The 11,901-nt window shown below is 55.2% G+C and carries 11 protein-coding genes and 4 tRNA genes; 3 read left to right on the forward strand and 12 right to left on the reverse strand.

Features of this window, described 5'->3' with window-relative positions:
* Positions 1 to 10: 10 nt before the first annotated feature.
* The 4 genes from QGH09_03460 to QGH09_03475 all read right to left on the reverse strand — a co-directional run bounded on the left by QGH09_03460 (position 11) and on the right by QGH09_03475 (position 3,720).
* A complete protein-coding gene (locus QGH09_03460) occupies positions 11 to 2,245 on the reverse strand; it encodes a molybdopterin-dependent oxidoreductase (GenBank protein ID HJO17244.1) in 2,235 nt (744 codons plus the stop codon).
* Positions 2,242 to 2,757, reverse strand: a complete 516-nt coding sequence (locus QGH09_03465) for a cytochrome c3 family protein (protein ID HJO17245.1) — start codon at positions 2,755 to 2,757, stop codon at positions 2,242 to 2,244. The genes QGH09_03460 and QGH09_03465 overlap by 4 nt, the downstream gene beginning before the upstream one ends.
* Before the next feature lie 149 nt (positions 2,758 to 2,906).
* Positions 2,907 to 2,981 (reverse strand) — tRNA-Asn (locus QGH09_03470).
* Positions 2,982 to 3,099: 118 nt separating this feature from the next.
* Positions 3,100 to 3,720 carry a DUF4203 domain-containing protein gene (locus QGH09_03475; GenBank protein ID HJO17246.1) on the reverse strand — a complete coding sequence of 207 codons (621 nt, stop codon included), beginning with the start codon at positions 3,718 to 3,720 and terminating at the stop codon, positions 3,100 to 3,102.
* 51 nt (positions 3,721 to 3,771) lie between these two features.
* Between QGH09_03475 and QGH09_03480 the strand changes: the two genes are divergently transcribed.
* Complete coding sequence (locus QGH09_03480; GenBank protein ID HJO17247.1) at positions 3,772 to 4,494, forward strand: TIGR04282 family arsenosugar biosynthesis glycosyltransferase; 723 nt, start codon at positions 3,772 to 3,774, stop codon at positions 4,492 to 4,494.
* 52 nt (positions 4,495 to 4,546) lie between these two features.
* On the opposite strand, the gene recR is transcribed toward QGH09_03480, so the two are convergent.
* The 3 genes from recR to dnaX are packed head-to-tail and all read right to left on the reverse strand — an operon-like array spanning position 4,547 to position 7,189.
* Entirely contained in the window at positions 4,547 to 5,143 is a 597-nt protein-coding gene (recR, locus tag QGH09_03485; protein HJO17248.1) for a recombination mediator RecR, read from the reverse strand.
* Positions 5,140 to 5,430, reverse strand: a complete 291-nt coding sequence (locus tag QGH09_03490; GenBank protein HJO17249.1) for a YbaB/EbfC family nucleoid-associated protein — start codon at positions 5,428 to 5,430, stop codon at positions 5,140 to 5,142. The genes recR and QGH09_03490 overlap by 4 nt, the downstream gene beginning before the upstream one ends.
* Positions 5,431 to 5,479: 49 nt before the next feature.
* A complete protein-coding gene (gene dnaX, locus QGH09_03495) occupies positions 5,480 to 7,189 on the reverse strand; it encodes a DNA polymerase III subunit gamma/tau (GenBank protein HJO17250.1) in 1,710 nt (569 codons plus the stop codon).
* A gap of 144 nt (positions 7,190 to 7,333) precedes the next feature.
* On the opposite strand from dnaX, the gene QGH09_03500 reads away from it, so the two are divergent.
* Together QGH09_03500 and QGH09_03505 are read left to right on the forward strand one after the other, a co-directional pair.
* A tRNA-Ser gene (locus tag QGH09_03500) sits at positions 7,334 to 7,423 on the forward strand.
* 44 nt (positions 7,424 to 7,467) lie between these two features.
* Positions 7,468 to 7,872 carry an EVE domain-containing protein gene (locus QGH09_03505; GenBank protein ID HJO17251.1) on the forward strand — a complete coding sequence of 135 codons (405 nt, stop codon included), beginning with the start codon at positions 7,468 to 7,470 and terminating at the stop codon, positions 7,870 to 7,872.
* Positions 7,873 to 8,059: 187 nt separating this feature from the next.
* On the opposite strand, the gene QGH09_03510 is transcribed toward QGH09_03505, so the two are convergent.
* The 5 genes from QGH09_03510 to QGH09_03530 all read right to left on the reverse strand — a co-directional run bounded on the left by QGH09_03510 (position 8,060) and on the right by QGH09_03530 (position 11,862).
* Positions 8,060 to 8,150: transfer RNA gene (locus QGH09_03510), tRNA-Ser, on the reverse strand.
* 33 nt (positions 8,151 to 8,183) lie between these two features.
* Positions 8,184 to 8,657 carry a tRNA adenosine(34) deaminase TadA gene (gene tadA, locus QGH09_03515; protein ID HJO17252.1) on the reverse strand — a complete coding sequence of 158 codons (474 nt, stop codon included), beginning with the start codon at positions 8,655 to 8,657 and terminating at the stop codon, positions 8,184 to 8,186.
* A 41-nt stretch (positions 8,658 to 8,698) separates the two neighbouring features.
* Positions 8,699 to 10,189 (reverse strand): class I SAM-dependent methyltransferase, encoded by a 1,491-nt coding sequence (locus QGH09_03520; protein HJO17253.1) that lies wholly within the window; start codon positions 10,187 to 10,189, stop codon positions 8,699 to 8,701.
* 186 nt (positions 10,190 to 10,375) lie between these two features.
* Complete coding sequence (locus QGH09_03525; protein HJO17254.1) at positions 10,376 to 11,764, reverse strand: glycosyltransferase family 4 protein; 1,389 nt, start codon at positions 11,762 to 11,764, stop codon at positions 10,376 to 10,378.
* 21 nt (positions 11,765 to 11,785) lie between these two features.
* Positions 11,786 to 11,862: transfer RNA gene (locus tag QGH09_03530), tRNA-Arg, on the reverse strand.
* Positions 11,863 to 11,901 lie beyond the last annotated feature (39 nt).

An 11,901-nucleotide genomic window follows, 5' to 3' on the forward strand; every position in this document is an offset into this window, starting at 1 on the left:
GGTTCCTTCCTTACACCTTGAGCGATTGCGCCGCACGCGGAAGTGCTGCTAGAACCTCAGGCGCCTTCCGGATACTAACGGCGGTTCCCACTAGTGCTACTCCTGAACCATCGACTGGACCTGGTGGCGGAAGCAGGGCCAAGGGATTCGCACCTCGGTCTGTCGCGTACCGTCCGTAGCTGGTGTGCCCTTGCCCGACCGCCATAGCCACGACCTCAGGGCGAAGTCCCGGCATGACCCGCGCACGAGCGACAAGTTCGCCTTGCGCCGAGCTAACGAGTAACGGATCGCCATTAGCAATTCCGTACTCCTCAGCCGCAGGCACACTCACCTCGACAACCGAACCCCACCGCGTGTCAGTCATCGGGTCAGCAAGTTCCTGGAGAAACGGCAGGTGCGCACTCCGGCCATCACCAAAAGCAAGTGACGGATAGACATGCAATAGGAACGGTCTTTCGGTCGAAGTCTCTGGCGCCGCACCAACTCCCGCCCGCAAGGGTGCCACATCAAATCGGTAACGGTTGCTGGTCGTCGCGAATTGGCTCTGAGCGGGCATGGAGTCATCCCACCACCCACCCGATTCGAGCGCACTCCGCCAAAAGCGGTTAGCGCTAGTCTCAACAATTGACCCACGCTGAGAATCGTGCAGCCCACTCCACGCGGCTTGAAGCGCCGCTTCATAAGACTCCCACGGCAGCGCGACCGCCATGTCGTCGCCCAATCGCTGCCCAATCTGTAGGAGCACATCTGGCATTGCGCGCGTGTCGTAGAGTGGCCTCACGAACATAGGTCCCGACAGCGAAGCCATCGATTTACCGACCCCTGGCGCCGGCACATCATCATCGAATCGCTCGAACACTGTTGATTCTGGCAGCAGTAAGTCAGCCCACTGAGACGTTTCATCTGGAAATGAACCGAAGCTAGCAATGAACGGAATGTTGGAAAAAAGGTCAGACACTCCCGACGCGGCAGGCAACGTAAACAGCGGATTTGTGCCAGCTACCAACAGTGCTTTGACGTCAATCGTCGGGTCAGAAAGGACATTGGCCAACGGCGTCGGTTCTCTCAACACAAACGGCTCGTCAAGAACAGGGTACGGCGCGAACGGTGGCGGTGGATCAAAATGGATGCCGCCCTCGCGACCAAACGCGCCCACCAGCGCGTTGAGATGGGTAACAGCCACCGCTGTCGCTAAGCCATTCGGGCCAGTCACAGCAGCATCGCCTGCAATCGCTACCGCCGGACCGTACTCTGCCATCTCTCGGGCTATCCGCTCGATCTGCTCGGTAGGAACACCAGTTGCTACCGAGACTGTCTCCGGTGCGAATGCTTCCAACACGCGTTCACGGAACGCCTCAAAGCCCTCCGTGCGCTCATCCACAAATACCTTATTGTAGAGTTCGTCACGTATTAGCGTATGTGCAATACCCAGCACCAGGGCTGCGTCAGTTCCAGGCCGCGCCGGCAGCCACTCATCGGCGTGTGCGGCAGTCACGGATAGATGTGGGCCAATTGCAACCAGTTTGCCGCGCTGACCAGGTCGACCACGACGGAGGTGGCCGAAACCTCGCCCAAAGCGCACTGGTGATCGCGACGCTTCTACCAGTGCCGCACCAAATGTCAGAACGTAATTCGCATGTTCAACATCGTGAGTCTGAAAAGCCTCAATTCCCAAAGTCAACTCACTAGCGCGTCGCACCAAGTCGTCGCCGAATGGCTCATGCAACCAATGATGCGCTCCGCCGAACGCCGCTACGAACCGCCTTACAAGCTCCCACCGGTGACCACGAAGTTGCCCAGTCAAAAAGGCCAGTCCCGAACTTTCCGTTCGGAGTGGTATCAACTCCGTGACCAAGCGTTCCAATGCATCGTCCCATGCAATCTCGGTCCAGCGCCCCTTGCCTCGCTCACCTTCACGGACAAGAGGTGACTGCAGGCGATCGGGGTGATACATCGCTTGCGGCAATGCCTGCCCGCGTGCACAGCTTCCACCCTTCGAAATCGGATGCGCCGGGTTGCCCTCGACCTTGACAAGACGGCCGTCGATCTTCCGAGCGAGAAGCCCGCAGCCACCCGGACACTCAAAACAGGTAGCCGCATGAAACTCCTCCACCCCAGGAACAAATCGTTCCTCGGGGATTAAGAGCGGGATAATTTGCTCAGAACCCGGAGGCGCGCACGCATCGAGCAGTACACCGGCCGTCCCTGCGACGACCGAACTCTTAAGAAATTCTCGTCGTTTCATTTGTGGCAGGTCACACAATCTACCGAAGCCTCTTGGGACTCATGGCAGCTAAGGCACCAATCCATGTCGTAGACCATGTGGCGTGTTGCCCGGTCACTGGCGCCGATATCTCCGTGGCACGTTTGGCACTCAATCTCTGCTTGAATGTGCCACTTATGGTTGAAGTGGGTATATTGCGGCAGTTCGTACAAACGCACCCAAGGAATCTCTTGTCCGGCGTCGGCGAACTCAAAAATGCGGTCCAAGTCTGGATTCGGTTCAACCGGCTCCATAAACTCGTGGCAGTCAACGCAAACACTCACGCGCGGAATACCAGCGACGGCGTATCGATCGTAGTATTCGTGGCAATACGAGCAGTCAATCTGGTTTTCAACATGAAGCCGATGAGAAAACGCGATTGGCTGGTCGGGGCTCGCTGTAGCGTCAAAAGAGCAAGCATCTATGGCAACGCCGACAAGCAATACAGAGGCGCCGAGAATCAGCACGGAGGGTATGTACCGACTTTGCCACATCACGCTACAAGCGCCAGCATTATACTAACTTCCCTGGACCTACGGTTCTGCTCTTGTATTGGAAGTTCGATTTGAAGCCCGAAAAATCTTATTCCCGCAGCGGTAGGCACTCTGTTGAGAGGTTACGATTGAAATGGCCGCTCCAAAGTTGGCTCCTCAGGTAGGATTCGAACCTACAACCCTCCGGTTAACAGCCGGATGCTCTGCCGTTGAGCTACTGAGGATCCCCAGTATTCCTACGTAGCGACAGCGTGTACATTTCACACCCCATTGCCCCGTTGAACACCCAATGGTACCGAAACCATGCTAGGCGGGTCAATCCGAAGGGGGTGCCCACGTCGGTCATTTTCGGCGACCGTCAAGCGCCCTTCTAGTCTTCCTCAGCTGTACAACGAAGCCAAGCAGGCCAACCACTAGCCAACCACCCAGTAATGCCTCATGCCTTGCAGCTACGATATCGAGCGGATAGCTGAACCACGCACCTAGGTTGCTCACCGCCATCACAGCGTCCTCCCGACCGGTCAACGCTAGACCGCCGACAAGGCTCGTCCAAGCACCGCCAAAGGCAGTGCCAATGATTAGCACGTAGCGCTGCACCAAGAGAGCGGCAAAAGCCCCAACGATGGAAAAAAGAATAACCAACAATGCATGGGGATCGTCAGCGCGTTGAATCCACAGAAGGTAGACAAAGGTCGCGCCCAATCCAGCCCCGATAATTGCAACACCCACGTAATAAACAGCGAAGAACATCAATCCGCCGACTAACGCCCCCGCAAGCACCGCTACCACCAGTGCCATCAAGTCGGTGCTACCAATCATCCACACTACGCCAATCGCGCCGAAAAATAGCCCGAACCCAGCAAGCACGAAACGGAATAGACGGTATCCAAGAAAGCACGTCAGGAGACCCCCAACAAGTAGAATGGTGGCGAGTGGCTGGTGTAAGGAGCCTGGAAACATCATCCTAGATTATGTAAGCGGCATCCGCATACCTGCAACTATACGATTCCACAAATGCCAGAAAAGCCCACCTTAAGGGGAGCGAGTGCTGAGGGCTCAGTTGTCGCAATCATGGCCCGCTCACCAGCCCACCCAAGTAAAGTTAAGACGCGTCTAGCCGAAGCGGTCCCCGACACAAGGGCTCGGGTGGACCTCTACACCGCCTTCATCGTCGATCAGATGCGTGTTTGCCGGTCCCTATCGGACGTCACCCTACGGTTGGCGTATACACCTGAGGGCAATGCCAGTGACTTCGAACTGATGGGACTTAGTCCCGACGAGTTATTACTGCAACGAGGCCACGATCTGGCGACCCGCGAGCGCACCCTATTCGAAGATCTCTTTAAAGAGGGCTTCCGCCGGGTTGTCATCATCGGGTCAGATCTGCCATCACTTCCAGGTCGCATCCTGGAAGATGCCTTTCGCAGACTCGACAGACCAAGATGCGTGGTGCTCGGCCCGGCTGAGGACGGAGGGTACTATCTTGTCGGCTTGAGTCGCGACGATGCCACGGCGTCCATTCCGGATCTTTTCTCAAACATTAGATGGAGTACACCGTGGACTCTGTCCGACACCATCGCTGCGGCCGAGCAAGCGCGAACAACCGTAGAATTGGTCCAGTCGTGGTACGACGTCGATGACGAGGTCGGCTTTCAACGGCTCCGCGACCAACTAAGCAGCCCAACTTTGGCGGCGGCAGCATCGGCGACTGCGGCAGTACTGAAGAAGATTTTCTAGGTGGGCAATCTCGAACAGTTACGGTGGTGAGAGTACACGGCACCTCTACACCCTACAACTCTTGACGTCCCTCTATCGCCTTGTGCATTGTAACTTCATCGGCGTACTCAAGGTCGCTGCCCACTGGCACTCCCATGGCGATACGTGTGATTCGTACATCAAGCGGTTTGAGGAGCTTTGCAAGATAGATAGCCGTGGCTTCCCCCTCTACATTGGGATTGGTGGCCAAAATAACTTCATTAACTTTGCTATCGCTTACTCGAGTTAATAACTCCTTAATTTTCAGGTCGTCCGGGCCAATACCCTGCAGTGGCGACAACGCACCCAGCAGTACGTGGTAAACCCCTTTAAACTCACCACTCTTTTCGACCGCAGTGACATTGTGGGGCTCTTCAACAACACAAATGAGGCATTGATCACGGCTTGGGTGCGTGCAGTAGTAGCAGGGATCTACATCGGTAATGTTGCTGCACACCGAGCAATACGTAATTCGGTCCTTAACCTCACGAAGCGCTTCGCAAAGCTCCTCCACCTGACTGCGAGGGTTCTTAAGGAAGTGAAACGCCAGTCGTTGCGCACTCCTGGCACCGATACCAGGTAGACGCTGCAACTGCACCATCAACTTCGCGAGTGAGTCAAGCTCGGTCATCCAGTCAACCCAGGAATCTTGAGGCTACCCATTTGACCTGCCAGTTTGGCGTCTGCCTTACGATGGGCATCGTTAATGGCAGCTACAATAAGGTCCTGCAGCATTTCAACGTCATTTCTCAAGACAATTTCGGGATCGATCTTCACAGATACAATCTGTTTTGATCCATTCATCACAACCGTGACCATGCCACCACCAGCGCTTGCCTCGACCCGCGTCTCCGCCATCTGCTTCTGCAGACGCTCTTGCATCTGTTGAGCCTGCTTCACCATCTCCCGAATGTTCATTGCATCCATCTAATGTGCCTGTCTCAATAACACGACGGCAAGACCACGATCAGGCTTTCTCAATGTCCCGAATCTCACCAGGAAGTACATCCAGCATCGCTTGCACAGTAGGGTCGTCCATCACCTCGGCTTTCCGAGACTCGTTGGCTGCCAACGGTGACGTCGAAACTAGCTCATCAACGTTTTCCTGCTCGACTACCACCCTCATCTTCTTACCAGCGATCTGGGATGCCGTCTTCTCCACCCATGAACACTGGTCTTTAAGTTGGTCCTGAAGTGTCTTCTGGTTCGTCCCGAATGTGAATATGATCCGATCGCCGTCCAAGACGATGCGTCGCGCCTGAGCTATAACAGTGCCGTAAAGAACTTTTTTGGTACGCTGGAGTTCCGCCATGCACGCACTTTTCAAGTCCTTTTCACCTCCGTCCGACAGGGTTTCCGCCGCTCGACCGGTCGGTGGTGATTCGGCCTTAACAGGCTTGGTCTTGACTTGTGCCACCCGGCGAGGAACCGCCTTCACCTGACTCTTCGCACTTGGGTGAGGACGCATCGCCGGCGCTGACCCTCCGCTAAGAGGAGCTCGGGGGGGCGTGTCCGAGTCACCAGAGCGCTTAGTCGGTGTGTCGCTTTTAAGTCCCTCAATCACCTCGGCAAGCGGCACCAGGTGACGTAAATGGATCCAGCGAAGCAGCGCCATTTCAAGGTGATACCGAGGCTGAGAGGATCGGCGTAGGTCCGCCTCGGCCCGACTGAGCACGTCGAACGCCCGCATGAGGTCCTCCCGAGAGAAACGCTGTACCAACGCCCGCAACCGGTCACGGTCGCCCTCGGGTGCAATTTCGGGGTCTTCAAAACGGGACACGTCAATCGCCAGGACCAGTAGATCGCGACACACCCGTGACAGTTCTCGACACACCTGCCGAAGGTCGTAACCTGCCTCGACAAATTGGCCGGAGAGTTGAAACAGATCCGCTGCTCGCTCATCCGCGACCGCCTCGATGGTGTCGAGCAAAAGATCTCGCCCCACAAGCCCGAGGACAGTAGAGACATCCTCCGCCGTGATGTGCTCACCACCGAAGGCAAGAACTTGATCGAGTGCGGTCTGGGCGTCGCGCATACTCCCTTCCGCCGAGCGTGCTAACAGCGCCAAGGCGCTGGCATCGATGTCGATCTTCTCAACCTTGGCGATCCGATGAAGTTGGTCAGCGATTTCGGAAGCCCCAATGCTCCTAAACTCAAACACCTGCGACCGGGACAAGACAGTGTCCGGGACCTTTTCGAGTTCAGTCGTTGCCATCATGAACACAACGTACGGTGGGGGCTCTTCGATCGATTTCAAAAGCGCGTTAAAAGAGGACTTCGACAGTTGGTGAAATTCGTCAATCAAGAAGACCTTGTAGCGGTCGCGCGCCGGCATCATCGCTAGGCCCTCAATGATGACTTCACGAACGTTATCAATCCCCGTGTGTGTCGCGCCATCAAGTTCATGGACATCGAGATCACGCCCCTCGGCAATCTCAAGGCAGGGATCGCATTTGCCACACGGGTCAGGGACGGGACCCTTTACGCAGTTCAAGGCGCGGGCCAGAATCCTAGCCGTTGTCGTTTTCCCAACGCCCCGAGGTCCCGCAAAGACGAAAGCCTGGGCGATGCGCTCGCTCTCGATTGCATTCCGCAGCGTCTGGGTGACACCGCGCTGTCCCACCACATCATCAAATTTCTTGGGACGCCACTTCCGAGCAATAACTTGGTAGGGCATAAGTCACGACGAACCAGACGTACGCACAGCACCACTACGTCTGTCCCGAACGAGGTTCAGTGTAGCTTGCGTCTGATCACCAAGCAAGCAGGCCGACCTAACGGCCGCGAACAGCATGATACACTCAGCGTCCGCGACTTACCCGGAGAGATGTCCGAGTGGTTGAAGGAGCACGCTTGGAAAGCGTGTGTAGGGGAAACTCTACCGTGGGTTCGAATCCCACTCTCTCCGCCAATCACATTACGACGCTGAATATTAACGGTCCGCTTGGAGTAACCATGTATTGGCTGTTTAAGGAAGAACCGTCAAGTTATAGCTTTGAAGAATTTGTCAAAGATGACCAGACCTCTTGGACTGGAGTAAGGAATCCCCTGGCCCAAAAGCACCTCCGCTCAGTGAAAAAAGGCGATCGAATCTTCTACTACCATACGGGAAACCAGAAAGCAGTTGTCGGAATCGCACGTGCCATCGGTAACGCCTACCTCGATCCGTCGGACACTTCCGGTAAGCGCCATACGGTCGATATCGTTCCGAGTCGCAAGCTGCGCCGCCCGGTGACACTGGCTGAGATCAAAGCGGACCGCAAGTTTGCAGCTTTTCCTCTCGTGCGGATCTCGAGGCTCTCCGTCATGCCGGTAAGTGCCAAGGAATGGGCCGCAATCGAATTCCTATCCAAGACCTAAAGCGCGGTCTCGGGTCGCCCTATGAACCCGACAGGTCTCTTTCGAACGACCATTGAGAACTTACGCTCCGGGACCTTGGGTAACCTAAGCGGATTCGGTGGAACGGTGATAGGTGGAAGCCCCAGACGATTGATTTACGATAGGTAATCCACCGCCCAAGCGCATGAAAAACGCCTGAAGAAAAGAGTGGCGGAGAGGGTGGGATTCGAACCCACGTGCCGGTTACCCGACAAGACGCTTTCGAGGCGCCCCCGTTACGACCACTTCGGTACCTCTCCGTTGGGTCAAACAATCAAAATTAACGTTGCTAATCAGCCGAGAGGCGTCGTCAAAATATTTCCCTCACGACGTCGCTGGAAAAATCCCTGTAGGACCGCCGAGCATTCGGCCTCTAACACCCCAGTGATTACAACAACCTTGTGGTTCAGTGACGGATGGTCCAGTGACCGACACATAGACTGAACCGCTCCAGCCTTGGGTTCGGTGGCCCCGAACACCAACATGCCGATCCGTGCGTGAATCAAGGCGCCGACGCACATCAAGCACGGTTCGACTGTGACATAGAGTGAGGCACCCGTGAGACGGTAATTACTACACGCCAGTCCAGCCGCGCGCAGCGCCACGATTTCTGCATGAGCTGTCGGGTCCTGCGTCGCAATCGGCTGATTGAATCCAGAGCCGACGACCTCACCGTCAACAACAACGACTGCACCAACGGGAACCTCGCCAGCCGCTTCAGCCCGATTTGCCTCGGCCAATGCAGCACGCATGAACGGCTCACGCATCGTCGACGAAAATCGTTTCGACCTTGTAGATTCCATGGACCTTAGAGGCGTTTAGCAATGACCGCGTAGTCCAAATGGGTAAACAAGAAGCTGTTGATCTTGTCAGCGGCATCGTTAAACGCCACCGTGAGGGAAGCTAGTTCATCCGCATCCTTAGATTTCTTGAACTGGTTCGATACCGCTACCCTTTGCAGCTTGGCGTGTTCAGGATATGGAGCACAGTATCGGATAGTAGCGCCTTGAAACCCGGTTGCATGCAATAGATAGGTCAGTGTATCGGGATGCAGGGGCTGCGCATGCGTGATATCGCGAATATAACCGTCGAAGAACGCGACCCAGCAAGCAGGATTAATCGTTTCGAGCACGATCTGAGACCCTGGTCGAAGCTTTTGGTATGACAGTTCGAGTAGGCGTACCAGATACTCTGGTCGTAAATGCTCGACGACCTGGGCCGAGAAAAGACCACCGAGTGAACCGTCATCCAAACCTTCCAGATAGCTGACCACATCACCTTCCACCACATCAAGACCGCGCATTTGGCAAACCTTGACCATCTCCGGGTTGATGTCGAGGCCACGCGCCGGCACACCATGTTCCTTGAGCACATCGAGGAACTCACCCCGGCCGCACCCTACATCCAACACGTCAACCGCCCCAGTGAAATCAGGTGCGTATTCATTCATGCGTGCTCGAATTTCTTCAGGTGCTCCGCGAAATTGATCTTGAAAACCTACGTATTTGAATGCGCCGTCCGCAGTGCTCAACTGGCCTTCGGTCAAGTGCGGCTTAGGGGGAGGCTCTGTAGCGAGCGCAGCCTGACGTCGGCTACTTCGACTCTCGGTTGATTTACTAATATTCCCCGCCTCCTGTGGTTCTAGCTGCCTTGTCAACAGAAGTAACTTCTGCTGCAGTGCACCAACGGTCGCCCGAAGTTCTTCAACCCTTGCTTCAAACCGCCGTTCCCTCACAATATTCGCCTCGCCGCGTTTCTGGATTTCATCACCAACCGCATCGAGACCCGCAGCAAGGCCTACCCCAAACTCCTGCACACTGAGCGGCATACTTGGTTGCTTAGTATTTACATAGGGGGTGATTTGCTGCGCGTACAACATGAGCTTGTGTTGAAAGAAAGCTTGGGAAGCAAATGAGTCGCGAATCGCCGTCAGCACCTTGTCAAGAGCATGCGCCCTCTGGCGAGTGGGCTCAACGTTGCGGTTAATGTGGTCGATCAACGCAAGGTTGAAATCATGCTGTCGTTGAAACACCGGTCCTATAAATCGCCATACGAAACGCCTAATCCGTCCTCGCCATCCGACACCGCAATCTACACCCTCTTCAGGAACTAGCCGGGCCAACTCGTTTAGTCTGGTGACAAGGGAGTCGTCAGGTAATGCCGGTGAAACTGGAAGCTCAGGAAACTGCTGCAGTGCATGATCGAGTGCCGTCAACGCGTCGTTATATTGACGGTCGATCCTTTCCCGTTCAAGCTTCAGACGTTTTTCGGCGGCAACAGACAGCGGATCATCGCTCATAAACCATCCCGCGTATCGAGGCAATCAACAGAAAGGGAGTATTGACCGTATCCAGCATGATCAACGCATCAGACAACTTCACCGTGAGTAAGCCTACTAAGACCACCCGACGCAAGTCAAGGCTAAGCCATTGTTTAACAGCAGGTTACAAACATTATCTCATCATCAACCGCGCAATTATAGAGGTCAGGAACTCCCGAGGATATCAACTGACATCCCCATATCCTTAAGGATGTCACGTGCAGTCTCTAGACCATCTGGCCGTAAGTGAGAAAGTGGAGGCGTGACCCCTGTGGGACTGTCCAGGGCCAAGCTAATGACCCTTAAATAATCAGCCTGCATGTGCTTCAGGGTGTGGTGAGCCGCCCAGAATCTTTTCGCTCGGTTACCGAGGTCCCGTCGTAGCGCCCGGTCACGTGCCAGCCGTTCCATTGCCACCTGCAACGAGTTCTCCTCGTCCAAGATGTCGATACTGACACAGAGAGGTAACCCAGATGGTCCGCCAGTGGCAGCCGACACGTTTTGCTCAATCGGTGCGATCTTATCGAGCTGAACTGACGGCGATGGTGTCCAGGTGCCCCGCGTTACAAGCGCCGGTACATCAATCGTGTGGTGCAGATCAGTAACAATTGTGGCACGGCCACCTGCTAAACACCGTAACCACGACGCGGATGTTTCACCAGACGATGGCCAGCGCATACACAGGCAGGCATCAGCGCACGCAATGTAATCGTCCAGATCGCGATCTTCCACGTAACCTGTAAACGTGACACGGTCAGAAACGCCCAGACTCTTGGCCTCCGCAATTGCGTCGTAGTAGGGAACGGGTTCACCAACGATTAGTAGGTGTACATGCGGCGTGCGGCTGGCGATGGCCGCAAGTGCTCTAAACGTGTGGGCAATTCGCTTCTCAGGCGTCACCCGACCGAACGCAGCAAAAACTACAGTCTCTTGAGAAATGTTGTGTCTGGCCCGGATGTGCTTTGCTCTTGAGGCTTCGGAAGCATTCGGCACACCCATTCGGATTCGGTCGATACGTGCCTCGGGAAACCTGTCCTGTAACTCTCGAACGAGTGTCGTATTGTGTACGGCTACCATTCTCGCCGAGTTCACAACGGTTCGTAACATTGGCCAGAGGTAGTGTAGAGATCCCAAGAGTCCGGCAATTCCAAGATAAGCAATGTCGGCTCTTGCATCAGGATGGTTGTATTCAAACTCAGCACGATAGTCTTCATAACGCTTCTGCTGAAGCAACAGGCGAGCCCGAGCCTGGTGTAATTGGCCGTCGTGTAAAACTACAAGGCCTGGGTAACGAAACATGTACGGCCAGATGTAGTCATGACATCTTGCGTTACCAAGCTGGTAAACGATTAAATCGTAGGGATCCTTAATCTGCCGCCAAGAAAAATCGTATGCGCTGATGTGTCGATCATCCCCGTTATGTTGCAGCGGTAACGAGTCGACAATAATGTCGACATCATAGACGTCGGTGAGCAGTCCCAAGATCTCGGAACTGTAGGTCGCAATTCCTGAACGTTCGGGGGGTAGTGGGGTAAACCAAGCGAGCCGTTTCATTGCGTGGCGGTCGGGTTAGTTTGGCGCGCCCTGCAGGATTCGAACCTGCGGCCTCCTGGTTCGTAGCCAGACGCTCTATCCAGCTGAGCTAAGGGCGCCCGTCGCATGTTACAGATCCGCTGGTCTACTCTCGATCA

This window comes from Vicinamibacterales bacterium, assembly GCA_036012125.1.
Lineage (GTDB): Bacteria > Acidobacteriota > Vicinamibacteria > Vicinamibacterales > UBA823 > UBA11600.